Source organism: Luteimonas sp. A534 (genome assembly GCF_054072805.1).
In genome coordinates, this window is sequence record NZ_JBSVRR010000002.1 from 309,274 (window position 1) to 334,353 (window position 25,080).

Annotated in this window: 20 protein-coding genes and 2 pseudogenes; 6 read left to right on the top strand and 16 right to left on the bottom strand. The window is 71.1% G+C overall.

Annotated features, from left to right (window positions below; genetic code table 11):
• Positions 1 to 2: 2 nt before the first annotated feature.
• From gspD to gspE, 11 genes and pseudogenes are all read right to left on the bottom strand, one after another.
• Positions 3 to 2,207 carry a type II secretion system secretin GspD gene (gene gspD / locus ACW5F0_RS06095; protein ID WP_456965278.1) on the bottom strand — a complete coding sequence of 735 codons (2,205 nt, stop codon included), beginning with the start codon at positions 2,205 to 2,207 and terminating at the stop codon, positions 3 to 5.
• Between the two features lie 30 nt (positions 2,208 to 2,237).
• On the bottom strand, positions 2,238 to 3,050 hold the full coding sequence (locus tag ACW5F0_RS06100) for a type II secretion system protein XpsN (protein WP_456964995.1): 813 nt from the start codon (positions 3,048 to 3,050) through the stop codon (positions 2,238 to 2,240).
• Complete coding sequence (gene gspM / locus ACW5F0_RS06105) at positions 3,040 to 3,666, bottom strand: type II secretion system protein GspM (RefSeq protein ID WP_456964994.1); 627 nt, start codon at positions 3,664 to 3,666, stop codon at positions 3,040 to 3,042. Before gspM ends, ACW5F0_RS06100 begins: the two co-directional genes overlap by 11 nt.
• Entirely contained in the window at positions 3,650 to 4,822 is a 1,173-nt protein-coding gene (locus ACW5F0_RS06110; protein WP_456964993.1) for a PilN domain-containing protein, read from the bottom strand. Before ACW5F0_RS06110 ends, gspM begins: the two co-directional genes overlap by 17 nt.
• On the bottom strand, positions 4,822 to 5,670 hold the full coding sequence (locus ACW5F0_RS06115) for a general secretion pathway protein GspK (protein WP_456964992.1): 849 nt from the start codon (positions 5,668 to 5,670) through the stop codon (positions 4,822 to 4,824). The genes ACW5F0_RS06110 and ACW5F0_RS06115 overlap by 1 nt, the downstream gene beginning before the upstream one ends.
• Positions 5,671 to 5,813: 143 nt before the next feature.
• Positions 5,814 to 6,437 (bottom strand): annotated as a pseudogene (locus ACW5F0_RS06120) (prepilin-type N-terminal cleavage/methylation domain-containing protein); the annotation flags it as partial.
• The gene (gene xpsI, locus ACW5F0_RS06125) at positions 6,434 to 6,877 is read right to left on the bottom strand and encodes a type II secretion system protein XpsI (RefSeq protein ID WP_456964991.1); all 444 of its coding nucleotides are present in this window, start codon (positions 6,875 to 6,877) and stop codon (positions 6,434 to 6,436) included. The gene xpsI and the pseudogene ACW5F0_RS06120, both read right to left, overlap by 4 nt.
• The gene (xpsH, locus tag ACW5F0_RS06130) at positions 6,874 to 7,356 is read right to left on the bottom strand and encodes a type II secretion system protein XpsH (RefSeq protein ID WP_456964990.1); all 483 of its coding nucleotides are present in this window, start codon (positions 7,354 to 7,356) and stop codon (positions 6,874 to 6,876) included. Before xpsH ends, xpsI begins: the two co-directional genes overlap by 4 nt.
• Before the next feature lie 3 nt (positions 7,357 to 7,359).
• Positions 7,360 to 7,791 carry a type II secretion system major pseudopilin GspG gene (gene gspG, locus ACW5F0_RS06135; protein ID WP_456964989.1) on the bottom strand — a complete coding sequence of 144 codons (432 nt, stop codon included), beginning with the start codon at positions 7,789 to 7,791 and terminating at the stop codon, positions 7,360 to 7,362.
• Positions 7,792 to 7,844: 53 nt separating this feature from the next.
• The gene (gene xpsF, locus ACW5F0_RS06140) at positions 7,845 to 9,062 is read right to left on the bottom strand and encodes a type II secretion system protein XpsF (RefSeq protein WP_456964988.1); all 1,218 of its coding nucleotides are present in this window, start codon (positions 9,060 to 9,062) and stop codon (positions 7,845 to 7,847) included.
• A 2-nt stretch (positions 9,063 to 9,064) separates the two neighbouring features.
• Entirely contained in the window at positions 9,065 to 10,780 is a 1,716-nt protein-coding gene (gene gspE / locus ACW5F0_RS06145) for a type II secretion system ATPase GspE (protein WP_456964987.1), read from the bottom strand.
• Positions 10,781 to 10,943: 163 nt separating this feature from the next.
• Here gspE and ACW5F0_RS06150 point away from each other — a divergent pair, with 163 nt between their 5' ends.
• The gene (locus ACW5F0_RS06150) at positions 10,944 to 11,435 is read left to right on the top strand and encodes a hypothetical protein (RefSeq protein WP_456964986.1); all 492 of its coding nucleotides are present in this window, start codon (positions 10,944 to 10,946) and stop codon (positions 11,433 to 11,435) included.
• 15 nt (positions 11,436 to 11,450) lie between these two features.
• On the opposite strand, the gene purL is transcribed toward ACW5F0_RS06150, so the two are convergent.
• From purL to xerD, 3 genes and pseudogenes are all read right to left on the bottom strand, one after another.
• Positions 11,451 to 15,386 (bottom strand): phosphoribosylformylglycinamidine synthase, encoded by a 3,936-nt coding sequence (gene purL / locus ACW5F0_RS06155; RefSeq protein WP_456999292.1) that lies wholly within the window; start codon positions 15,384 to 15,386, stop codon positions 11,451 to 11,453.
• 139 nt (positions 15,387 to 15,525) lie between these two features.
• Positions 15,526 to 16,332 (bottom strand): annotated as a pseudogene (locus tag ACW5F0_RS06160) (DsbC family protein); the annotation flags it as partial.
• A gap of 107 nt (positions 16,333 to 16,439) precedes the next feature.
• The gene (xerD, locus tag ACW5F0_RS06165) at positions 16,440 to 17,369 is read right to left on the bottom strand and encodes a site-specific tyrosine recombinase XerD (RefSeq protein WP_456999293.1); all 930 of its coding nucleotides are present in this window, start codon (positions 17,367 to 17,369) and stop codon (positions 16,440 to 16,442) included.
• A gap of 86 nt (positions 17,370 to 17,455) precedes the next feature.
• On the opposite strand from xerD, the gene ACW5F0_RS06170 reads away from it, so the two are divergent.
• A complete protein-coding gene (locus ACW5F0_RS06170; RefSeq protein ID WP_456999294.1) occupies positions 17,456 to 17,956 on the top strand; it encodes an RDD family protein in 501 nt (166 codons plus the stop codon).
• A gap of 5 nt (positions 17,957 to 17,961) precedes the next feature.
• Positions 17,962 to 18,663 carry a DsbA family oxidoreductase gene (locus ACW5F0_RS06175; protein WP_456964982.1) on the top strand — a complete coding sequence of 234 codons (702 nt, stop codon included), beginning with the start codon at positions 17,962 to 17,964 and terminating at the stop codon, positions 18,661 to 18,663.
• A gap of 18 nt (positions 18,664 to 18,681) precedes the next feature.
• On the opposite strand, the gene ACW5F0_RS06180 is transcribed toward ACW5F0_RS06175, so the two are convergent.
• Positions 18,682 to 21,357, bottom strand: a complete 2,676-nt coding sequence (locus ACW5F0_RS06180; protein ID WP_456999295.1) for a DUF2339 domain-containing protein — start codon at positions 21,355 to 21,357, stop codon at positions 18,682 to 18,684.
• 161 nt (positions 21,358 to 21,518) lie between these two features.
• Entirely contained in the window at positions 21,519 to 22,523 is a 1,005-nt protein-coding gene (gene gap, locus ACW5F0_RS06185; protein ID WP_456964980.1) for a type I glyceraldehyde-3-phosphate dehydrogenase, read from the bottom strand.
• Between the two features lie 169 nt (positions 22,524 to 22,692).
• Between gap and ACW5F0_RS06190 the strand changes: the two genes are divergently transcribed.
• The 3 genes from ACW5F0_RS06190 (at position 22,693) to ACW5F0_RS06200 (ending at position 25,078) form a co-directional block, all read left to right on the top strand.
• A complete protein-coding gene (locus tag ACW5F0_RS06190; protein ID WP_456964979.1) occupies positions 22,693 to 23,319 on the top strand; it encodes an OmpW/AlkL family protein in 627 nt (208 codons plus the stop codon).
• Between the two features lie 68 nt (positions 23,320 to 23,387).
• Complete coding sequence (locus tag ACW5F0_RS06195; protein WP_456999296.1) at positions 23,388 to 24,203, top strand: S1/P1 nuclease; 816 nt, start codon at positions 23,388 to 23,390, stop codon at positions 24,201 to 24,203.
• Positions 24,200 to 25,078 carry an MBL fold metallo-hydrolase gene (locus ACW5F0_RS06200; protein ID WP_456999297.1) on the top strand — a complete coding sequence of 293 codons (879 nt, stop codon included), beginning with the start codon at positions 24,200 to 24,202 and terminating at the stop codon, positions 25,076 to 25,078. The genes ACW5F0_RS06195 and ACW5F0_RS06200 overlap by 4 nt, the downstream gene beginning before the upstream one ends.
• The last annotated feature ends 2 nt before the right edge of the window (positions 25,079 to 25,080 follow it).

The window sequence follows — 25,080 nt, forward strand, 5'->3', positions numbered from 1 at the left end:
GCTCAGTCGGTGGTCCCGTGCAGCGGCTCCAGCGCGCGGAAGCGGCGGCCGTACTCGTCGGTGAGGTCGCGTGCGTCCTGCTGGTTGCGGACCAGGGTCGGGGTGATCAGCACCACGATTTCGCTGCGCGTGGTGTTCGACGTCTGCTGGCCGAACAGTCCGCCGATGACCGGAATCCGGCTCAGGCCCGGCAGGCCCTTGGAACCGCGGCTGGTCGCGTCGGCGATCAGGCCGGCGAGGAACACGGTGTCGCCGCTCTGCACCACTGCGTTCGTCTTCAGTCGGTTGGTGTTGATGCGCACGTTGCCGTTGTCGTCCGGCTCGCCCTGCGGGCTGCTGACTTCCTGCACGATGTCGAGGAACACCGTGCCGTCGCGGGTCACGCGCGGGCGCACTTTCAGGATGGTGCCGGTGTCAAGGTACTGCACCTGGCTGTAGGAGCTGTCCCCGCCGAAGCCCGAGTTCACCGTGACCGACGAGATCGGAATGCGGTCGCCGACGTTGAGCGTGGCCTCGTAGTTGTTGCGCACCAGCACCGACGGCGTCTGCAGCATCTGCACGTCGCTGACCTGGTCGAGCGCGTTGATGATCGCCGCGGCGTCGTTCTTCACCAGGCTCCAGACCGCGCCCGGACCGCCGATGCCGCCGATGCTGCCGCCCAGCGTGCTCCAGCGGCTCGGGCCGCCCGCGCCAGGCGCCGGAAACACCGGGAAGCCGTTGTCGGTCATGCCCTTCTCGAGGAACCAGCTCACGCCATACGCCAGGTCGCCGCTCAGCGTGACCTGCACCACCTGAGCTTCGATGTGCACCTGCAACGGCATCACGTCCAGGCGGTCGATGACCTCGCGGATCGAGCGCCAGGCCTGGCCGGTGGAACGCACCAGCAGGGTGTTGGTTTCGTCGACCGCCGAAATGCCGACCTGGTTGCCATCGACCTCGAGCGTGACCGCGGTATTGCCGCCCTGGCGCTCGCCCAGCGACAGCGATCCGCCGCTGCCGAGCCCGCCGGAGGATGCCCCGCGGCCGATGCCCGCGCTGCTGGATCCATCCATGCCGCCGTCGCTGATTTCGGTGGGCTCCAGGCCTGGCATCAGCGAAGCACCGCCGCGCCGTCCGCCGTCCGAGCCACCGCCACCGCGGCTGCCATACACCTCGGACAGACGCTCGGCGAGATCCTTGGCGGTGACGAACTTCAGCTCGTAGGAGAACAGCTGCACGCCGCCGCCGGCGCCGTCGATGCGCGAGATCCACTGTTCGATCTGGTCGAGGTAGGCAGGCTGCGGGGTGATCACCAGGACCGCGTTCGCGCCCTCCAGCGGCATGAAGCGGAACATGCCCGCCACCGGCGAGTTGCTGGCTTCGCCGAACACCGTCTCCAGGCTCGCGACCACGTCCGGCGCGCGTCCCGCCACCAGCGGGAACACGCCCACCGACATGCCCGACAGCCAGTCGACGTCGAAGATCTCGATCGTGCGCAGGTAGTTCTGCAGCTCCTGCCGGCTGCCAGCCACGGTGATGACGTTGCGCCCGGCATCGACGTTGACGATGGCGTTGGGGCGCGCGTACGGCAGCAGCACCTTCTCCATCTCCACCGCCGAGATGTACTTCAGCGGCACCACGCGGGTCTCGAAACCGCGCGCGCCGGCGGCGGTACCGGTGCGCGCGGGCACCGCACCGCTGGCGACGGCGCCATCGGCGGGCAGGATGTTGTAGCGGCCGTCGGCATAGACCATGCGGGCGTTGTTCCAGCCCAGCACCATCTCCAGCAGGCCCAGGGCCTGCGCCGGGCTGACCGTCTTCGGCGTGGCCAGGGTGACGGTGCCCTGCACGCCCGGTGCGATCACGTAGTTCTGGCCGAGCATGTCGCCCAGGATCACCTTGACCACGGCGTGCAGCGATTCGCCTTCGAAGTTGAACGTGGCCTCGCCCGTGGTGCCGGCGAGGTTGGGCGGCGGCGAGGCCGCCAGCGATTCGTTGATCACCCGGCCGTCGCCACGGTGCAGCTGCGCGCGCGGGCCCTCGGCAAGCGGCTCCGCGACGATGCCGTCGGCGACCTGCGCGGCGCGCGGGACGCCGTCGACCTGGATCACCGGCGCGGGCATGCGCGCATCGCGCCGCACTTCGGGCGACGGCACCGAGGCGCAGGCGACCAGCAGGGTGGCGAGGAGTGCGGCGAACGCCGTCTTGAGGGTCGTGGTCGGGATCATCTTGGGCATTCTAGGGAATCCATGGGCCGGCTACTGGCCTTGCTGGGCCTGCTCGCGCAGCCGTGCCCGCCGCGCTTCGATGCGCTGGCGGATGGCATCGACCTGCTCGTCCGGCGTGGCGACGGGTGCGTCCGCGTCCGGTGCGGGCTGCCCCGGCGCGGGAACTTCGACCTCGGTGGGCGCGGGCGAACTGGACGTGGTCACCACCACGGGGCGCTCGCCGGTGCCCGTGCGGGCGGGTTCGGGCGCAGCCTGGTCCGGCGGCGCGCCCTGGCCCTGGGGGGGCTGTCCACGCCCGGCCTGCCGCGGCGTGGACACCGCCATGACCGTGGGGGCTTCGCCGCCGACGCCGTCGAACACGCGCAGCTCCAGCGTGCGCTGTCCCGCCGGGCCGTCGAACACGGCGCTGCGCGGCGTCAGCGACACCAGGTGCCAGCCGGGAGCCGCTTCGGCGGCCTCGCCGACCTTGAGGCGCACGGACTCGCCGCCGCCGGTGGGCTGCACGATCGCGACCTCGAGCCCCGGCGTCCGCAGCACGCTGGTGAGCACGTACTCGAACTCGGCCGGCGCCGACTCGTCCTCGGGATTGATCACGAAGGGCTGCGGACGGCGGTCGGTGGTGAACAGCGGCCGGTCGCCGAACTCGGAGTACTGCGCCAGCGGACCCAGTCGGGCGTCGACGGGCTGCGGGACGGCGGGCAGCGCCTGCACCAGCGCCGGATCCGGCGGCAGGCGGTCGATGCGGCCGCCGAGCCCGAACAGGCCCAGCATCCAGGTCGCCAGCGCCCACAGCGCGACGGCGCCGAGCAGCCAGGTGCGTGCGCCCGGTGCCTCAGCGCGCATTGCCGCCTCCTGTCGCCGGTGCCGCCGGGACCGCCCGCAGGTAGCCGTACAGATCGAAGGTGATGTCCAGGCCGGCACCCTGGGCGCCAACGCCACCCCGGCCGAAGACCTGGCGCGGCGCGAGCACGTTGAGGTTGTCGACGAACAGGCGCGGCGAGCCGCTCTCCAGCGAGTGCAGCACCGCGGCCAGCTCCGGATTGCCGCAGTGCAGGCGCACCTGCACCACCGCGCGCGGGAAGCGCCCCTGGCGCGGCTCGGTCATCGGCGAACGGTTGCGGATGGCGCAGCTGCGATTGCCCGGGCTGGCCTCGAGCACGGCCGTTTCCAGGCGCGCGATGAGTGCGGCAGTGGCGAGCTCGGTGCTGCGCTCCTCCATGAAGCCCGGCACGCGCGCGGCCACGTCCTGCACCTCGGCCAGCCGCGCTTCCACGTGCGGCGCCTGGGCGAGTTCCATGCGCACGCGCAGGTCACGCTCCTGCAGGCCGTCGATGCGCTCGCCGACCTCGAGCATCGGCGCCGTCCACCAGGGATGCACCAGCACCAGGTAGGCGACGGCGAGCACGCCGGCAAGGATCGCCAGCGCCAGCCAGCGGTCGCGGTCAGGGATTTCGCGCACGGGCGGCCTCCCGGTCCTGGGTGGCGGGGGCCGACGCGACCACCAGTTCGGCGGTCAGGGTGAAACGGTCGCGGCCGCTGCGCGGATCGGGTTGCAGGGCGCCGGCAAGCGCCGGCGAACGCCACAGTGGCGACCCTTCCAGGCGCTGCACCAGCGAGGGCGCCTCGTTGCTCAGGCCGATCAGCAGGATCCGCGTGTCCTCGATCGAAAGCTTTTCGAGATAGGTCGTATCGGGCAGGCGCCTCGACAGTTCGTCCATCACCTCGACCGTGGTCGGCCGCGCGGCGCGCGCGGATTCCAGGAAGGCCATGCCCTCCACCAGGTCGACCAGCGCCTGGCGCTGCGTCGACGCGCCGCGGGCACGGGTGGCGGCCTGTCCGACCTCGGCCTCGAAGGCGTCGGCGGCGGCGCGGCGGTTGTCCAGGACCTGCCACAGCCCCGCGGCGATGGCGACCACCGCCACCAGGCCGAGCGCCAGGTTCCAGCTCATCCAGGGATCGACGCGACGATGGCGGCGCGCCCCGGGAAGCAGATTGACGCCCAGGCCTTCGCCCTCGCCGGCCGCGACGTCGACCCCGGTCAGCGTGGTGGCCAGCGGCCCGAGCGCAGCCAGTTGCGCTTCGAGCGCGTGGCGCGGCACGACCACCAGTTCGGCGTTGATCTGACCGTCGGCGCGGTGGCCGAGCAGGCGCGCGTCGTATTCGACGTCGGCGGCGGGAAACGGTGTCTGGCGTTCGATTTCGAAGCCCAGCACTTCGTGCAGGCGATCACCCGCGGCGGCCGGCAGCGGCATGGTGCGGCGCAGGGCCGTGCCCGCCGGCAGCAACAGCCAGCGCGGAAGCCGGGCAACGCGCTGCGCCAGCAAGGCGGCCAGGGGATCGCCCACGCCGTCGGCCGGCGGCAGCGGAAGGTCGCCCAGCGCACGCGTGCCGCCGCTGCCGTCGATGGCCAGGCGCAATCGGTCGCCGTCCACCTGCAGCAGCAGGCGTTCGCGGGCAAGGCCGAACAGTTCGCGCAGGCGCAGGGGCAGCCAGGTCGCAAGCGCCTGCATCCACCAGCGCCAGGAGGCGGACATGCGCGGACGCAGCGAACCGCCCAGGCGACCAAGGGCCTGGCGACGCGGCGTTGCTCCAGCGGTGTCTTCTACGACGGCCATCAGCGCGGTGTGGCTCCTTCTTCCCATTGCAGTGGCAGGTATGCCGAACCGGGCAACCCGCCTCCACCCGCGCGAACCACCGCACGCAGCACGGCCTGGCGGCCATCAGCGAGCCGCGCGCGGCTGTCGATACTATACGTGCCGGTGCCGCCGCCCACGACATCCTGCGACAGTCCCGGTCCGCCTTCGCGCTGCAGCAGGGCCATCTGCGGGTCAACGCCCAGCGCCTGCAGCACCGGGCCACCGGCGAAACGCTGGTCGGGCTGCGGCAGGCCGCTGAAAACGGTCAAATACCCGGCCACCGACTCGAACAGCGCGCGATCCATGCCCAGCACCTGCTCGAGTTCGGCCACCGTTTCGAACGGCGCGTTCTTGGCGCCGTAGGGCATGCCGGCCTGGCGGTACTGCGGAGTCTCGGCGCCGCCCGACGCCTGGGTGAGATCATCGGCATCGCGCCAGTCCACGATCGCGCCCGCGATGGCGTCCGCGCGATCGCCCTCGGCGCCGAGCACCCGGAACAGCGACGACAGCAGCGCTGCGTCGGCGGTGTTGATGTCGATCTTGCCCGACTCGTCGACGATCCGGATCTCGACCTCGGCGGCGCCGAACGTCCAGCGATAAGGACGACCGTCGGGCAGCCAGGCGAATTCGGGCTCGTGCGCCTGCACCCGCACCAGCGCGTACTCCAGCCCGGCACGCGCGGCCGACTCGGCCACCACCGCGCCGTGCAGGCCACGCCCCTGCATGTACTCGATGCGTGCGCTGGCCGCATAGGCGCCGATCAGCGCGGTCAGCAGCGCGACCATCCACATCACCAGGATCAGGGCCGCGCCCCGCTGCGCCCTCATCGCCGCCGTGCCTCGGGGTCGGTCAGGCGGCCGCGGCCGCGACCGCCGTCGCCGCGCTGCCCCGGACGCTGTCCCGGGCGGACGCCCGGCCGCGCGGCCGGGCCAAGGCGCGAACGCCCACTGCCGAGCTGCGGCGTGATGCCCGCCTGCGGCAACGCCACGATCAGCGGTGGCCAGGTGGCGCCGTCGTCGCTTTCGATCTCGATCGACACCTGCAGCGGCAGCGTGTCGTAGGCGTCCCACTCGTCCAGCCAATCGCTCAGCCCGGACTCTTCGTCGAGTCCGCGGTACTGGATGCGCAGGCCGGTCAGGCCTTCGACCAGCGGTTCCGGCGCGCGCGGCTGGTCTTCCTCGATGGTCTCGCCCGACAGCACCATCGAGAACGACACCGCAAGGGCGGTCTCGCTGCCCTGGCCATACACGGCGATGTCGTGCAGGTGCGGGCCGCCGCGGCCGAGATAGCTCGGCAGGTCCGCCACGAAGCGGATGCGGTCAGGCTCGCCGATGAACCGCAATGCGCCGCCGGTGTCCTCGTTCTGGGCGAAGGAAATGGCCTGCGCCGCGGCCAGCCGCCGCCGCAGGAAGCCTTCCACCGCACGCATGCGCTCGGTGCGCGCCGCCATCGCCTCGCCACGCTCGGCGGTGGCGGTGGCCGCGCGCAGGGTGGCGAAGCCCAGGGCGAGGCCGCTGGCCAGCAGCGCGGTGGCCAGCAACACTTCGATCAGGGTGAAGCCGGCGGCGCGGGCGCGGTTTACGGCGCGGCTCACGGCTCGGCCCCCGGCTCGGGCTGCACCAGGCGCAGGGAGTCCAGCACCAGGCGCTGCGCGCGCGTGCCTTCACCCCAGGCCAGTTCCAGGCGCAGCTGCAGGAGCTGGGCCGCGAACGGATCCTGCGGGGCATTGCCGGGCAGGAGCGGATCCGTGTACGGCGCGACCTCGAGCTGCCAGCGGTAGCGGCCGTCCTCGAGTTCGCCCTCCTCGCGCCCGGGCTGCAGCGCCTCGCCCACGCCGACGTCGGCCAGGAGCGATTGCGCGTGCAGCGCCGCGCGCCCGGCGTCCGACGACCAGCGCACCTGGCGCGTCGCACCCGACAGCGTGCCCAGCAGGAAGGTCAGGGCGAGCGCCAGCACGGCAAACGCCACCAGCACCTCGATCAAGGTGTAACCGTGCTGGCGCCCGCGCGCCAAGGGGGTCCCGGCCGGCCTCATCGCACAGGCTCCGCCCGGTGCACGCTCACGCTGCCGGTCAGCCAGGCGACATCGATGTCGAAGGCCGCCTCGCCGCGGCTGAGCTGCACCCGGCCACCGGTGGAGGCGCCATCGCCAAAGAACACGATCGCGCCCACGCCCTGCGCCGGCTGCACTTCGCGCGCGCCGGTGAAGTGGATGCGCAGCGAATCCGGCACCTCGCCGCTGCTGTCGTCGGCGCCCTGCCACACGCGCCCGGCGGGGTCGATGCTGAAGGTCTGCGGCACGCCGGTGGCGAGCGCGCGGGCGCGCGTGAAACGCAGCTGCGTCGCGATGTCGCTCACATGGCTGCGCAGCTCCATCCGTGCGAAGCCGCCGCCCACCACGCCGGCGGCCAGCACGCCGGTGGCGGCGATCAGCACCATCACCAGCAACACTTCCAGCAGTGAGAAGCCGCGGGAACGGCCCACCGCGCCGCGCCCGGCGTTCATCCAGGGCATCTCTTACTCGTAGCGGATGTCCGCGTTGACGCTTTCGCCGCCTGGCTTGCGGTCGGCGCCGTAGCTGACGATGTCGTAGGGACCGCTGTCGCCCGGCATGCGGTATTCGAAGGGCGTGTTCCAGGGATCGTTGAGATCGGCCGACCGGGCATACGGGCCCAGCCACCCGCCGACGCCGCCGGGTGAGTTCACCAGCTCCGACAGCGCATTGGGCAGCGTGCCGGTGTCCATCTCGAACTGGCTGACCTTCTCCGCCAGGGTCTGCACCTGGGCTTCGGCCAGCCGCACCTTGGCGCGGTCGCCGCCGCCGATGATGCGCGAGGCCGCAAAGGCCACGATGCCGCCCATGAGCACCACCACGACGATGATCTCGATGAGGCTGAAGCCGCCCTGGCCGGACGGACGCGGGGAACGGGTAAGGGAACGCTTGTGCATGGAGTCCTGCCTGTTCTGGATGGGAATGGGACGCCCGGCGCGCGGGCAGGCCCCTAGCCTATGACATTGGTGAGGTCGTAGATCGGCACCAGCACCGCCAGGATCACCACCATGACCACCACCGCCAGCAGCAGGGTGATCACGGGGACCAGGGCGGCCAGCATGCGGTCCAGCGCCTGTCCGGTCTCGGCCTCGAAGGTGTCGGCGGTCTTGAGCAGCATCGTGTCCAGGGCGCCCGATTCCTCGCCGACCTGGACCATCTGCAGCGCCAGCCGCGGGAAACGCTTGCCGCGCGCGAGCGCGGTGGACAGCGCGACGCCGTTCTTGACCTCCTCGCCCGCTGCTTCGACATCGGCGGCGAGCGCGCGGTTCCCCAGCACGTTGCGGCCGATGCCCAGGGCCGCGATCAGGGGCACGCCGTTCTTCAGCAGCGTGCCCAGGGTGCGCATCAGCCGCGCCGTTTCGATCCGGGCCACCAGGCCGCCGACGAACCTGCGCTCGAGCAGCCACTCGTCGAAGCGGGCGCGGAACGCCGGATTGCGCAGGCGGCGGTCGAACCACAGCGCGGCCAGCGCGGGGACCGCCAACATCACGAACCACCAGTCACGCACGAAGTCGCCCAGGCCGAGCACCACCTTGGTGAAGAAGGGCAGCTCCGCGTCCAGGCTCTCGTACATCACGCCGAACTGCGGCACCACGTAGCCAAGCAGGAACAGCAGCGCCAGGCCCACCATCACCACCAGGATCACCGGGTAGATGAGCGCGTTCAGCACCCGGCCGCGCAGCGCGCGCGAGCGTTCCAGGTAGTCGGCCAGGCGCTGCAGGGTGTCCTGCAGGCTGCCCCCGGCCTCGCCGGCGCGGATCATGTTGATGTACAGGCGCGAGAACGTCCCGTGCTGGCGCTCCAGCGCGGTCGACAGCGCCGTGCCGCCGCGCACCTGGTCGCGGATGTCGTGGATCGTGCGCCGCGCGGCGTCGTCTTCCGGCAGGTCGAGCAGGATGGTCAGCGCGCGGTCCAGCGGCTGGCCGGCACCGAGCAGCGTCGCCAGCTGCTGGGTGAACTGCACCAGGCGCTCGCCCGAAAAGGCCTTGGGCTTGAACAGCGCCTTGAGCGCGCCTTCGCCGTCGCCTTCGCTGGCCAGCTTCGCCTCCACCGGCAGGTGGCCCTGCTCCTGCAGGCGCAGCACCACTTCGGCGTCGCTGGTGGCTTCCATCTGGCCGTCGAGCGTCTCGCCGCGGCTGTTGAGCGCCTTGTAGCGGTACACCGGCATGCTCAGGCGTCCTCGGTGACGCGCAGCACTTCCTCGATCGTCGTCTGCCCGGCGAGTGCCTTTCGGATGCCGTCCTCGTACATCGTCTGCATGCCGGCGTCGCGTGCGAGCTGTTCGATCTCGCCCATGCCGGCGTGGCGCATGACCGCGCGGCGCAGGGCGTCGTCCATCACCAGGAACTCGACGATGGTGGTGCGGCCGAGGTAGCCGGTGGGCGCGATCGCCGAGCCGCGCGGGCGGTACAGGAAGAGATCGCCTTCGGGCTGGAAGCGCCGCAGGTCGAACTTCGCGATCTCTTCCGGCGATGCCGGATAGCGCTCGGCGTGGGTCGGTTCCAGCTTGCGCACCAGGCGCTGGGCGAGGATGCCGTTGATGGTGGAGGTCAGCAGGTAGTCCTCCACCCCCATGTCGAGCATGCGGGTGATGCCGCCGGCGGCGTTGTTGGTGTGCAGCGTGGACAGCACCAGATGGCCGGTGAGTGCGGACTGGATCGCGATGCGCGCGGTCTCGAGGTCGCGCATCTCGCCGATCATGATGATGTCCGGGTCCTGGCGCACGATGCTGCGCAGGGCATTGGCGAAGTCCAGGCCGATCTGCGGCTTGGCCTGGATCTGGTTGATGCCCTCGATCTGGTACTCGACCGGGTCCTCGACGGTGATGATCTTCACCGTCGGCTGGTTGAGCTTGGACAGCGCGGTGTACAGCGTCGTGGTCTTGCCCGAGCCGGTGGGGCCGGTGACCAGCAGGATGCCGTGCGGCTGCTGCAGCACCTGGTGGAAGCGCGGCAGGAATTCGTCGGTGAAGCCCAGGCGGTGGAAGTCGAACACCACGGTCTCGCGGTCGAGCAGGCGCATGACCACGCTCTCGCCGTGCGCGGTGGGCACGGTGGACACGCGCAGGTCGAGCTCCTTGCCCTGTACGCGCAGCATGATGCGGCCGTCCTGCGGCAGGCGGCGCTCGGCGATGTTGAGCTTGGCCATGATCTTGATGCGGCTGATCACGGCGGCGGTGAGGTTGGTCGGCGGGCTTTCGCCTTCTTCCAGCACGCCATCGACGCGGTAGCGGACTTTCAACCGGTTCTCGAAGGGCTCGACGTGGATGTCGGACGCGCGCAGCTCGACCGCGCGCTGGATGACCAGGTTCACCAGCCGGATCACCGGCGCTTCGCTGGCGAGGTCGCGCAGGTGCTCGACGTCGTCCATGTCGCCGCCGTCACCTTCCGCGGTCTCGATGATGGCGCCCATCGCGCTGCGGCCCTGGCCGTACCAGCGCTCGACCAGGCCGGCAATCTCCGAGCGCAGCGCCACGCTGGCTCGCACGTCCTTGCCGGTCGCCAGGCGCACGGCTTCGAGCGCGTAAGGGTCCTGCGGATCCGCGGCCAGGACGTCGACGTGGCCGTCTCCCTCGGCCACCGGCACCACGTGGAACTGGGTCATGAAGCGCGCGGTCAGCGGCGTGCCTTCCGGCGGCATCTCCGGCAGGTCCTTGGCGCTGACCAGCGGGAGGTCGAGCACCGCGGCGCAGGCTTCGGCGTGATCGCGTTCGGACACCAGGCCAAGGCGGCCCAGCAGGGACAGCAGGCTGCCGCCGGTTTCGTCCTGCAGGCGCCGGGCGCGGCCGAGGTCGGCGTCCTTCAGGCGGCCCTTTTCAAGCAGGGTCGTGACGATGGCTTCGTCGGTGGTGCGCTCCGGGCTGGCCTGCTCACTCACGGTATTCATGGCAGATCTGTCGAGCGTGCGTGGGTCGTGGACTTTAGCAGGTCACGCCAGGGCGACACGGCCACCGGCTGGCTGGGCGCCCTCGCCCTGTCCGCTTGCTCCCGCCTGGCGCGTTGACCCGCAGTGTGCGGAATGCTTCGCGCCCCCCATCCGAGGTAACGACATGTTCAAAGCCCTGATATCCCTGACCATCGCCCTGGCACTGCCCGCCACCGCAATCGCCGGCACCGTGGGAGACGATCGCATCACATTGGCCACCGGCGCCTGCCAGAGCGCCCTGCCCGTGTTCGACGGCGTGGTCCGGAAGCGTCCGCTCGCAGTGCAGAACGAAGGCGACTCGGTCACCTTCATCACCTGCGCCCTGGAAGGGCGGTTCGGAGCCGCGGAGTCCAGCTACCTCGTGGGCGCGATACTGGTCAACACCTCGGACGCGCCTGCTACCGTCAATTGCACGCTGGTGGACGGGCGGAGCAACCTGGCCGACCCCGTCTACATGCCGAAGTCCGTCATCCTGGCCGCCAACGACGACATCGATGTCGTCTGGTCGGTGGAAGACAACGAGGGCGCCAACTTCATCTATCCCGCGATGAGTTGCGCACTTCCTCCGGGCGTGGGCATCAAGGCGGTGGCCCAGCAGTTCCTGGGCGTGCTCTGACGGGTCGACCGGCCCTCAGCCGACGGCCACCCGCGCGTTGCGGAACATCCTGAGCCAGGGCGAGGCGACTGCCCACGCCGCCGGCGCCCAGCTGAAGTTGGCCGTGGCCAGGGTGCGTTCGGGATGCGGCATCAGCAGCGTCACCCGGCCGTCGTCGCTGGTGAGTCCGGCGACGGCGGAGTCCGAACCGTTGGGATTGGCGGGGTAGGCGGTCGCCGGGCGACCGCCTCCGTCGACGTAGCGCAACGCCACGCGGGCGGCAGCGTGGTCGGCGTCGCCGGTGAATTCCGCCCGGCCCTCGCCATGCGAAACCACCACCGGGATCCGCGAGCCGGCCATGCCGCGCAGGAACAGCGACGGTGATTCCACCACTTCCAGCATGCCCAGGCGCGCCTCGAACTGCTCGCTGAGGTTGCGCTGGAACCGGGGCCAGTGGGTGGCGCCGGGGATGATCTCCTTGAGCTGCGACATCATCTGGCAGCCGTTGCACACGCCCAGGGCGAAGCTGTCGCCGCGGCCGAAGAAGCGTTCAAACATGCTGCGCAGTGCTTCGCGCTCGAGGATCGATGTCGCCCAGCCGCGGCCGGCGCCAAGCACGTCGCCGTAGCTGAAACCGCCGCAGGCGGCAAAGCCCGCAAAGTCGTCGAGCGTCGCGCGGCCGGCGACCAGGTCGCTCATGTGCACGTCGACCGCCTCGAAACCGGCCAGCGTGAACGCGGCCGCCATCTCCACCTGGCCGTTGACGCCTTGCTCGCGCAGCACCGCCACGCGCGGTGCGGCGCCCTTGGCGACGTAGGGCGCGGCGATGTCGTCGGACGGGTCGAACGTGAGCTCGGGCCGCAGGCCGGGCGCATCGAAGCGCAGCGCGGCATCACGCTCGGCGTCGGCGCAGTCGGGATTGTCGCGCTGGCGCTGCATGGCGTGGCTCACCGACCACCAGGCGCCCATGAGGTCTTCCCAGGCCCACTCGGCCATCACTTCGCCATCGGCGAGCACGCGCACCGACGACGCGGTGGTCGGCCGCGCGATGCGCTGCGCGCACTCGACCAGGCCATGGCGCTCCACCAGGTCGACGAACTCGACGCGATCATCGGCTGCGATCTGCACCACCGCGCCCAGTTCTTCATTGAAGAGCGTGCGGAACACGTTCTCGGTGCGGTCGTCGCCCCAGGTATCGAGGTCGATGTCGAGGCCGACGCGCGAGCAGAACGCCATCTCGCAGAGGCTGGCGAAAACGCCGCCGTCGGAGCGGTCGTGATAGGCCAGCAGCAAGCCGGCCTCGCGCGCGTCGCGGATGAGTTCGAAGAAGGCGCGCAGGCGCTGCGGGTCATCAAGGTCCGGGCAGGCGCCACCGAAAGCGCCGTGGACCTGCGACAGGATCGAACCGCCCAGGCGCTGCTTGCCCGCGCCCAGGCCGAGCAGCCACAGCTCGGTGCCGCTCTGGCGCGCGAGCAGCGGGGTGAGCTGCCGGCGCACATCGGCCACCGGCGCGAAGGCGGTGACCACGAGCGACACCGGCGACACCGACTTCCGGGCGACGCCATCGGCCTGCCACTGCGCCTGCATCGACAGTGAGTCCTTGCCGACCGGGATCGACAGCTCGATCTCCGGGCACAGCTCCATGCCCACCGCGTGCACGGCGTCGAACAGGCGCGCGTCTTCGCCCGGGTGGCCGGCGGCGGCCATCCAGTTGGCCGAGAGCTTGGTGCGCGCCAGCGACTCGACCGGCGCGGCGCACAGGTTGGTGATCGCTTCGCCCACGGCCATGCGTGCGCTGGCGGCGGCGTCGATCAGGGCCAGCGGCGTGCGCTCGCCGATCGCCATGGCTTCACCGCTGTGGCCGTGGAAATCCGCAAGCGTGATCGCGCAATCGGCCACCGGCAGCTGCCAGGGGCCCACCATCTGGTCGCGCGCGGTCAGGCCGCCGACGCTGCGGTCGCCGATCGTGACCAGGAACTGCTTGGAGGCGACCGTCGGATGCGCAAGCACGCGCAGGCCGGCTTCGTGCAGGGCTTCGCCCGGACGGCCGGCGGCGGCCAGCGCGACGGCATTGAGCTGGGGCCAGCGGTGCGGCTGCTGGCGGACGGCATCGCGGTGCATCTTCGGCGCCTTGCCGAAAATCAGGTCCATGGGGAGGTCGATGGCGTGCAGGTCGCGCGGCTCACCGGTCGCGACGGATGCAGGCGATGCGCCGTAGCCCACCACCAGGTGCTCCTCTTCAGTCGCATACCCGACCACGGCGAAGGGGCAGCGTTCGCGCTCGCACAGCGCCGCGAATTCATCGATGCGGTCCACCGAAACGCCCAGCACATAGCGCTCCTGCGACTCGTTGCACCACAGCTGCATGGGCGACAGCGAGGGATCGTCGCTGGGCACGCGATCGAGATCGATCACGCCGCCCACGCCGGAATCGTGCAGCAGCTCGGGGATCGCGTTGGACAGGCCGCCGGCGCCGACGTCGTGGCACCACTTGATCGGGTTGCCGGCCTTGCCCATCGCCACGCAGCGGTCGATGACCTCCTGGCAGCGGCGCTCCATCTCCGGGTTGTCGCGCTGCACGCTGGCGAAATCGAGGTCCTCGGCGCTCTCGCCCGAAGCCACGGAGCTTGCGGCACCGCCGCCCAGCCCGATCAGCATCGACGGGCCGCCGAGCACCACCACCGCGTCACCCGGCGACAGCGTCAGCTTGGCCACCTGGTCGCGGTCGATGGCGCCAAGGCCACCGGCGAGCATGATCGGCTTGTCGTAGGCACGGACCAGGCCCTCGCCCTCCGCCAGCTCGAAGCTGCGGAAGTAGCCGGTGAGGTTCGGGCGGCCGAATTCGTTGTTGAACGCCGCCGCGCCCAGCGGGCCGTCGGTCATGATCTCCAGCGCCGGCGCCATGCGCGGGTTCAGCGCGCGCGGCTGTTCCCAGGGCTGCGGCAGCGACGGGATGCGCAGGTGCGAAACGCTGAAGCCGACCAGTCCGGCCTTGGGCTTGCCGCCGCGGCCGGTGGCGCCCTCGTCGCGGATCTCGCCGCCGGCGCCGGTGGAGGCGCCCGCGAAGGGCGAGATCGCGGTCGGGTGGTTGTGGGTCTCGACCTTGATGCAGAAGGCGCCGTCGCGCTCGGGCTCGGCGCGGTAGACGGCCGTCTCCGGGTCGGGCCGGAAGCGTCGCGAGGCATACCCTTCGACCACCGCGGCGTTGTCGCTGTAGGCCGACAGCGTGTGCTCCGGCGTCTGCGCATGCGTGTGCCGGATCATCCGGAACAGCGACTGCGGGCCGCCGTTGACCTGCATCTCCTCGCCGTCGATGGTCCAGGAGGCGTTGAAGATCTTGTGCCTGCAGTGCTCGGAGTTGGCCTGCGCGAACATCATCAGTTCGACGTCGTGCGGGTCACGGCCAAGCGCGCCATAGCGCTCCCGCAGGTAGGCGATCTCGTCGGCGGCGAGCGCCAGGCCCAGGCGCTGGTTGGCTTCTTCCAGGCCATCCAGCGGAATGACCTCGACCGCGCCGCGCGCGGGCGTGGTGAACAGCGCCGCAGCCTCATCGTGCGAGGCCAGCAGCGACTGCGTCATGGGGTCGTGCAGGACACCCGCGACGACGGCCGCGGCCGCCGGATCGGACGGCCAGCCGGTGATGTCGATGCGGGTGCCGCGCTCCACGCGCTTCACCGGCAGGCGGGCACCGCGCAGCAATTCGCCGGCCTTGCTGGCCCAGGGCGAGAGCGTGCCCACGCGCGGAGAAACGAAGCGGGTCGCGGCGCCGGGCTCGGCGGGCGCCACGGCGTCCGCGGCCTGCAGGATGCGATGCAGCACCGCCCGGTCGGGCATCGCGCCCGGGTCGGCATCGAGCCAGTAGACGTGCCAGGACCCGGTGACGCGGATGCCGGGTTCAATGGCTTGCAGGCGGGCTTGGAGACGTTCGCGCCGGAAGGGCGACAGGGCGGGCAGGCCCTCGAGGACGATCATGTCCGGTTTCGACCGTGGAACGGGCCGGCCATTGTAGCGAAGCCGCGGGGCGGCTGGCGGCTCAGCGCCCGCCCGGCGCGCCGTCCGCGGCCACGTCTGGTTCGGGCGCGTCCGTCGGTGCGTCGGTCGGCGTGGCGCTGGCTGCCGGCCCGGCCGCATCCAGGGCCAGCCGGTCGAGCGCGGCGCGCAGGTCGGCGGGCGGCATGTAGCCGGGCATCTGGGTCCCGTCGGCGGTGACGATCATCGGCGTGCCGGTCAGGCCCACCCGGCGACCGATGTCGTAGTGCCGCGCCACCGGGCTGGTGCACTGGCTCGCCGGAACGTTGCGCCCTTCCTTGGCGGCGGTCAGTGCGGCGCGGCGGTCGCTGGCACACCACACCGACACCATCTTGCTGAAGTCTTCGCTCGCCGGACCCATGCGCGGAAAGGCCAGGTATTCGATGGCGATGCCGAGGCGGTTGTATTCCGCGATGTCCTCGTGGAGCTTGCGGCAGTAGCCGCATTCGACGTCGGTGAACACGCTGACGGTGTATTCGGGGGCTTCGGGCGCGAACACGATGCGCTCGGACGCGGGAATGGTCGCCAGCAGCCGGCGGCGCACCTCGGCCATGCCCGCCTGGCTGAGGTCGACCTTCTCGTGGACATCGAACAGCGCGCCCTGCAGCAGATAGCGGCCGTCATCGCTGATGTAGACCATCTGCCCGCCGACCACCGCCTCGCGGAAGCCGGGCAGCGGCGCGGCGCCGACGTGGTCGACCTCGATCCGCGGGTTGATCGCGTGCAGGGCCTGGATCGCGCGCTCCTCGGCCGAACCCGCCGCGGCGCTGACCATCCCCTGGCCCGCGGCGCGGGCGGGCTGCTGCGTGCCCGGTGCACTGGCGTCCGGCGCCTGGGCGCAGGCGGTAAGGCTGACGGCACACAGCATCAGGGGCAGCAAGGACTTCATTCGCGGGTCTCGGCTTGGCGATGCCGCCATGACGGCGGCTGACCGCGCATTCTCGCATGCGCTTCGGCGGAGGTGCCCGCGGCCCGGGACATCCATTGCTCCGGCTTTCAGGCTCGGGGGTGGTGGCGGGCGTGGAGGCGCTTGAGCTGCTCGCGCGCGACCAGGGTGTAGATCTGGGTGGTCGACAGCGAGCTGTGCCCGAGCAGCATCTGCAGCGAACGCAGGTCGGCACCGTGGTTGAGCAGGTGGGTGGCGAAGCTGTGGCGCAGGCCGTGCGGACTGACCTTGCCGGGATCGATGCCGGCGGCGGCGGCGTGGCGTTTGACCAGGGCCCAGAACGCCTGCCGCGTCGGGGCGCGGAGATCCGGACCGACGAACAGCGGCGCGTCACCCTTCGCATCCACCGGGACCTGGCGGGCGCCGACCAGCGCCGGGCGGGCATCAGCGAGATAGCGATCAAGCCAGTGCCGGGCCTCGTCGCCCAGGGGCACCAGCCGTTCCTTGCCCCCCTTGCCGGACACGCGCAGCACGCCCTGGCGCAGGTTGACGCCGTTGGCCGGCAGGTCGACCAGCTCGCTCACGCGCAGGCCGCAGGCGTACATAAGCTCCAGCATGGCGCGGTCGCGCAGGCCCGCGGGTGCGTCGACATCGGGCGCCTCGAGCAGGCGGGCGACCTCACCCTCTGCGAGCGCCTTGGGCAGCAGGCGCGGCAGCTTTGGCGGCTCCAGCAGGGCCGTGGGATCGTCGGCGCGCAGTCCCTGCCTCAGCCGCCAGCCGTAGAACGCCCGCAGCGCGGACAGCAGGCGCGCGTTGCTGCGCGGCGAATAGCCTTCGCGGCTGCGGTGGGCGAGGTAGTCGAACAGGCCGGCGCGATCGGCGTCGACGATGTCGCCACGGTCGCGCCAGCGCGCGAAGCCCTGCAGATCGCGGCGGTAGCTGTCCAGGGTCTGGCGGGCGGCGCCGGATTCGGCCCACCAGGCATCGATGAAGGCATCGATGGCGCGCGCGTCGGCGTCGCGCGGCGGCGGCAGCCGCATGGCGCGCGTTCGGCGCTCTGCGGGCGTGGACGCGGACATCGCCGCCAGCTTAGCGGCGCGGAAGCCGCGGCGGCTATCCTGTCGCGATGAACCCGGATGCCCGACACCACCCGAACCCGCAGGCGGCCGACGGCCACGCACTGCCCGGCGCGCACATCGGCAAGCGACTGCTGGCGATGCTGTACGACCTGCTGCCCGTGCTGTCGCTGTGGTTCCTGCTCGGCTTCGTGTTCGCACTCGGCTACACCTTGGCCGGCCACGGGCCGCGCGAGAACATCCAGCCCTGGAGCCTGCTGCAGTGGCTGCTGTGGCTGTGCTGCTGGGCGATCACCGGCGCCTACGCCACGGTGAGCTGGCGACGTGGCGGGCAGACCCTGGGCATGCGGCCCTGGCGCCTGCGCGTGGTCGCCGCCGATGGTCCCGCGCCGCCGTGGCGGACGCTGTGGTGCCGCTACGCGGTGGCCACGCTGTCGGTGGCCGCGGGGGGCCTGGGCTTCTGGTGGGCCTGGTTCGACCGCGACCGCCTGACCTGGCACGACCGCGCGGCGGGCACGCGCATGGTTTACGAACGCAAGACGAAGAGGTGAGCCCCATGCGCATCGACATCTGGTCCGACCTGGTCTGCCCCTGGTGCTGGATCGGCAAGCATCGCTTCCAGCGCGCCCTCGCGCTGCTGGGCGACGACGCGCCCGCCGTCGAAGTGCACTGGCATCCCTTCATGCTGGATCCGGACGCCGATGCCACGCCGGTCCCCTTGCGCGAGGCCTATGCCAGCAAGTTCGGTGGCGAAGCGCGCGCCGCGGAAATCCTGGCGCAGACCCAGGGCACCGCGCGCGCCGAGGGCCTGCCGATGGACTTCGACCGCGGCCAGGTGCGCGTCACCACCCTGCCCGGCCACCGCCTGATGTGGCTGGCCGCGCGCGAGGGCGACGTGGAGGCCGTGGCCGAGGCCCTGTTCCGCGCCCACTTCGCCGAGGGCCGCAACCTGGCCGATGCCGAGGTGCTGGTCGCCGCCGGCGCCGAAGGCGGCCTGCCGGAAGCGCGCGTGCGCGCGATGCTGGATTCGGACGAAGGCGTCGCCGAGGTGCAGGCCGCACTGGGCCGCGCGCAGGCGATGGGCATCCGCGCGGTACCGACCTTCGTCGTCGACGGCATCCACGGCATCCAGGGCGCGCACCCGCCCGAAGCGCTGGCCGAAGCGCTGCGCAAGCTCGCGCCGCCGGCGGTCAGCGGCGACGGCGCGGCCTGCGGCCCCGAAGGCTGCGAACTCCCGAGGCCATCGCCCCGGGCCTGAGCGGACGGGACGCCCCGCTCACGCCCGGAACGCCGCGGCGCCGCCTTCACCGCCGCTCCCATCGCCGCCCTCACTAGCGCTGGGTGGCGCCCGCGGCGGCGCCGGCGCGAACCAGCCCACGACGGTGCACAGCAGGCCATAGGCCATGAATGAGCCGATGCCCAGCAGGTTGCCCAGGTGCTGGCGGTCGACAAGTACCAGCTTGGCCAGCACCAGCGCCATCAGCACTGCCCCCACCAGCCACAACGCACGCTGGCCGCGCCGCGACCCCGCGATCCACGCCGCCACGCCCGCCACGCTCCAGACCAGGGTCAGCGCCGTCTGCGCGAGGCTGGCCGACCACAAGGCTCCGCCCCAGGGCAGGCCGCCCCAGTGGTGCACCGTGCGCAGGGTGATGCAGGTGACGAGCAGGAAGCCCGCCACCGACAACAGCGCGACCCGCCGCCGCGCGAATGAAGCCGGTACCTGTGCCGACCACAGCCAGCACGCGGGCAGCACCAGCGCGGCCAGCTGGACGATATCCAGCGGATTGAGCAGCGGTAGCCACGGCAGCGGCGCGCTGCCGCCGGCATCACGCAGCGCGCCCAGCCAACCTGGACAGATCACCAGCAGACTGGTCACGAACAGCGGCGTACGCATGAAGTCGAACGCAGCACCCAGCGGTTGTCGCAACCAGTGCCAGCGGAGCTGCAGCACTCCCAGCAGGGCCAGCCAGGGCAAGGCCGGGAGCGCCAGCCGCCAGCCGCTGCCCAACGCCTGTGCCCGGGCGAATTCAAACGCCGACAGTGACAGCACCAGCGGCCACAGCAACCACCAGACGAACTGCGCGCACGCCGCCAGCTGCCCGCCCTCATTGCGCAGGCCGGTGAGGCTGCGCACGCCACAGGCCGCGAACAGCAGCCAGGCCACGCCACCCCAGGCGGCGAGTGGCTGGCCGTCGGCATCCAACTGCGCCATGGCCAACGGCGCGGCCATGACGAAGGCGCCCAGCACGGTCAGCACCAGCGCCGCCGCCGCGCGCCTGCGCTGTACCTCCGCCGCGAGCAGCGCGGTCACCGCAGCCACCGCCAACAGCGCGTCCGGGCGCAGGCCTGCGGCAACGTGCTGGACCACCTCGTTCAGCGCGCCGGAACACCACCAGACCAGACCCCAGCAGTAGTACACCGCCGCGGCCGCCGTCCACCCGGCCGCGCGGTACCACCAGGCGCTGGCAAAGCCCGCCAGCGCCAGCAGCATGAAGCCGGCGAAGGCCGGGTTGGCGATCGCGTGCTCCGCCAGCGGCAGGTCCACGTAGCCGTTGAAGAAGGCCACCGTGGCGACCAGCTGCAGCCCGACGCCGGCCCACTGTGGCAGCAACCGTCCCGTACGCAGGCCCAGCCACGCCAGCCCGGCACCTTCCACCGCGAACACCGCCGCCGTGGCACTGGCCGACAGCGCCAGCGGCACCGCCAGCGTAGCGAAGGCCGCCGCCAGCAGCAGGTAGGCCTCGGCAAGCACCGCGTGCGGGCCCCGCCGCTGCCACCACGCCAGCGCCGCATAGATCGCCGCCAGCCCCAGCGCGCACAGCGCGAGCTGCGTCCGCGCGCCGTCCAGCAGCACCGCCTGCAACGCGAACGCCACCAGCGGCGTGCCGAACAGCAGGCCGCCGTCGACCACGTCGCGCCGCCCCGGCGCGCGCTTGTTCGCGTACAGGATCGGCAGCAGCAGGTAGAAGGCAAAGAACAGCAGCAGGAACGGCTGCGTGCTCGCGAACTTCGCGGGCTCGTAGGCCAGCACGCCCCAGGCCACGCCAATGCCCCAGGTGAAGATCCAGCCCAGCAGGTTGAGCTCGCGCCAGGGCCGCAGCCAGGCGATGGCGAAGATCGCCGCGTTGAGCAGGGCGTAGTAGGAGAACAGCACCACATGGTTGCCACTGCCGGTGGACAGCCAGATCGGCGCCATGAAGCCGGCGAGGATGCCGAACACGGCCAGGGTGCGCGACTCCTGCAGCACCGCCAGCACGCCCAGCGCCACCACCAGCGCCAGGCTGGCCGCGAACGCGGGCCCGGCCGGCAGCAGGTCGAAGCGCTTGAACGCCGCGTACACCACCAGCAGCAGCACGCCGATCGCACCGCCCTGCACCGCCAGCGCGAAGCTGCGGTGGCTGTCGCGCTTGCGCCAGGCAAAGACCAGCGCGGCCAGTGCCGCGGCGGCGACGGCCGCCAGGCGCAGGCTCATGGGCAGGGTCAGCCAGCCCTGGTCGCTGGCGTACTTGAGCAGCGCGGCGACCCCGGCCAGCAGCACCAGCACGCCCACCTTCACCGGCACGTTGCCCTCGGTGAACCAGCGGCGCGCGCGGGTGGCGAAGCGTTCGAACGGCCCCGGTGCGACGCGTGTCCGTCGCGCGGCGGCGGGAATCGGCTCGATGCGGGGTGGCCGCGGCGGAATCGGCGGGGCCGGCTGCGCCACGTCCACGGCGCGCGGCTGGGGCTGGGGCTGGGGCTGGGGCTGGGGCTGGGGAGGCTGAGGCCGCGGCTGCGGCTGTGGCTGCGCCCGGGGCTGCGACTCCGGCTGCCGGTACTGCTCCTGACGCGTCATCGCGTATTCCAGCTCGGCGACGCGCCGTTTCAGGTTGCCCAAGGCCACCAGGACCACGATCAGCAGCACCGGCACCGCAAGCACTACCAGCACGAACAGCAAGATGATCGATTCCATTCCTGCATCTCCTCGCGCCGCTCCCCGCGGCCATGGACGCACATTAGCTGCGCCGGCGTCTCGGATGCACGACCCGCGGCACGTTCCGGCCGTCAGGGACTTCCGAAAGCAGGAAGCCCCGCGCGAGGCGGGGCTTCCATCGGGTCACGCTGGCCGCGGGCTTACTTCGCCGCCACCACGCGGACCAGCTCCAGGCACTTGGTGGAATAGCCCCACTCGTTGTCGTACCAGGCCACCAGCTTGACGAAGGTGTCGTCGAGCTGGATACCGGCCTCGGCGTCGAAGATCGAGGTGCGGGTATCGCCGCGGAAATCGGTGGCGACCACCTTGTCCTCGGTGTAGCCGAGGATGCCCTTGAGCGCGCCCTCGCTCTGCGCCTTCATCTCGGCCTTGATCTCTTCGTAGCTCGCGCCCTTTTCCAGCTCGACGGTCAGGTCGACCACGGAGACGTCGGAGGTCGGGATGCGGAACGACATGCCGGTGAGCTTGCCGTTGAGCTCCGGGATCACCTTGCCCACGGCCTTGGCCGCGCCGGTGCTCGACGGAATGATGTTCTCGAGGATGCCGCGGCCGCCGCGCCAGTCCTTGTTCGACGGGCCGTCGACCACCTTCTGGCTGGCGGTGGCGGCGTGCACGGTGGTCATCAGGCCGCGCTTGATGCCCCACTTGTCGTGCAGCACCTTGGCGATCGGCGCAAGGCAGTTGGTGGTGCAGGACGCGTTGGAGACGATGGCCTCGCCGGCATACTTTTCGTGGTTCACGCCGAACACGAACATCGGCGTGTCGTCCTTCGATGGCGCCGACAGGATCACCTTCTTCGCGCCGGCATCGAGGTGCTTCTGCGCGCTGGCCTTGTCGAGGAACAGGCCGGTGGATTCGATGACGACGTCGGCGCCGACCTCGTCCCACTTGAGGTTGGCCGGGTCGCGCTCCTGGGTCAGGCGGATGCGCTTGCCGTTGACCACCAGGGTGTCGCCGTCGACCGACACTTCGCCGTCGAAGCGGCCGTGCACGGAGTCGTACTTCAGCATGTAGGCCAGGTAGTCCGGCTCCAGCAGGTCGTTGATGGCGACGATCTCGATGTCGTTGCCGAAATTCTGCACCGCCGAACGCAGGACGTTGCGCCCGATGCGGCCGAAACCGTTGATGCCTACCTTGATCGCCATGGGATGCTGACTCCGTATCGCCGCGCGCCGCGGCAAGGGTGGGTGGAACACGCAGAACGCCCATTTTAGCAGGCCCGGACGGGGCCGGCCCGGACTTGATCCCGATCAATGCGGGCCCGTATGGCACACCGCACCATGGCGCCATCCCCAACACACGACAGGTGCGTCAATGTCCCGCAACACCCTCCCCCTCCTTGCCCTGGCCATCGCCGGCGCGCTTGCCGCGCCGTCCGCCTTCGCCCAGTCCGCCGGCGACTGGACCGTGGCCATCGGTGCCCACCAGGTGAACCCGGACTCCGACAACGGCAAGCTCGCCGCGGGCACCCTGCCGCTGGACATCGGCTCCAGCACCCGCCCGACCATCGCCGTCGAATACTTCCTGCGCGACAACCTCGGCCTGGAAGTGCTGGCCGCGCTGCCGTTCCAGCACGACATCGCCATCGACGGCCTGGGCCGCGTGGGCAGCACCAAGCACCTGCCGCCCACCATCAGCCTGCAGTACCACTTCAACGGCCAGGGCAAGGTGTCGCCGCTGCTCGGCGTGGGCCTGAACTACACCACCTTCTTCAGCGAGGACACCCGCGGCGCGCTGGCGGGTTCGAAGCTCGAGCTCGATGACTCCTTCGGCGTCGCGCTGCACGCCGGCGTCGACTTCAAGGTCGGCGAGAAGGGCGCGATCCGCGTCGACGTGCGCTGGATGGACATCGACAGTGACGTGAAGCTCGACGGCGCCAAGCTCGGCAGCGCGAAGATCGACCCGCTGGTCTACGGCGCCGCCTACGTCATGCGCTTCTGAACCACCCGGCGCGACCCCGGACGCATGCGGGCTAGAATCGCCGCATGCGCCCGAACCGAGTCCGCCCCATGCATCGTTTCCTCCCCGTCGTCGCCCTTGCCTGTGCATTCTTTGCCGGCGATGCCCTGGCCTGGAGCGCCGAAGGCCACCGCATCGTGGCCCGGATCGCCGAAGCCAACCTCACGCCCGAAGCCCGCGCGGAGGTCGATCGCCTGCTCGCCGACGAACCCGAACCGACCCTCGCCGCCATTTCGACCTGGGCCGACGAGCAGCGCGAAAAAGACCCGGATTTCGCCAGGATGACGGCGCGCTGGCACTACATCAATTTCGACGGTCGCTGCGGCTTCGAACCGCCGCGCGACTGCCGCGGCAACAACTGCGTCGTCACCCAGGCCAACCTGAAGTTCCGCACGCTCGCCGATCCCCAAGCGGAAGACGCATCGCGCGCGGCCGCGCTCAAGTACGTCGTGCATTTCGTGGGTGACCTGCACCAGCCGCTGCATGCCAGCCCACGCGACGACAAGGGCGGCAACGACTACCAGGTGAACCTGGATGGCGAGGGCAGCAACCTGCACCGGATCTGGGACGGCACCATCCTCGCGCGCCGCGAACTGGCAGCGGAGGCCTACGCCGCGGAGCTGATGCAGACGCCGCTGCCCGACGACCCGACCCTCGGCTCGGATCGCCCGATCCTGGAATGGGCGCTGGAGTCCTGCCGACTGGTGGAAGCCGGCGACATCTATCCCGCCGACGGCGCGCACGCGATCGACACCGCCTTCCTCGACGAGCGCCGGCCGCTGGCCGAACGCCGCCTTCGCGAGGCCGGCCATCGCCTCGCGGCACTGCTCAACTACGCGCTCGCTCCGCCCAGCCCACGACCGTGAGCGCCGCCACGCCCGCCGTCCACCCGTTCCACCATGCCGGCACCGGCACGTGGAGCTACGTGGTCGCGGACGCGGCCAGCGGCGACGCCGCGATCATCGACCCGGTGCTGGATTTCGACATAGCCTCCGGGCGCACGGCCACCACGGCGGCCCAGGCGCTGGTCGACTGCGTCAAGGCGCACGGATATCGCGTGCGCTGGCTGCTCGAGACACACGCCCATGCCGACCACCTGTCGGCCGCGCAGTGGCTGAAAACCACGCATTGGCCCGAGGCGCCCGTAGCCATCGGCAGCGGCATCCGCGACGTGCAGGCGCGCTTCCGCGACGTCTTCGACCTGGGCCCCGGCTTCGCGATTGATGGCTCGCAGTTCGACCACCTGTTCACCGCCGATGAAACCTTCGCGCTCGGCGGCATCGCCTGTCGCGTGCTGCCGGTGCCGGGCCATACCGCCGACAGCTGCGCCTACCTCATCGGCGACGCGCTGTTCACCGGTGATTCGCTGTTCATGCCCGATGGCGGCAGCGCGCGCTGCGACTTCCCCGGCGGCAGCGCAGCCACGCTGTACCGCTCGGTCCAGACGTTGTTCACGGAATTGGCCGACGAGACCCGCGTGTTCGTTTGCCACGACTACGGCCCCGACGGCCGCGCGCCGGCATGCGAGACCAGCATCGGCGCACAGAAGCGCGGCAACATCCATCTACACGAAGGCGTGGACGAGGCGGCTTTCGTCGCTATCCGCGAGGCGCGCGACGCCACGCTCGCGATGCCGGCGCTGATCATCCCTTCGGTGCAGGTCAACATCCGCGCCGGCGCGCTGCCCGAGCCGCATGGCAACGGCGTGCGCTACCTCGAACTTCCACTGGACACGCTGTAGGC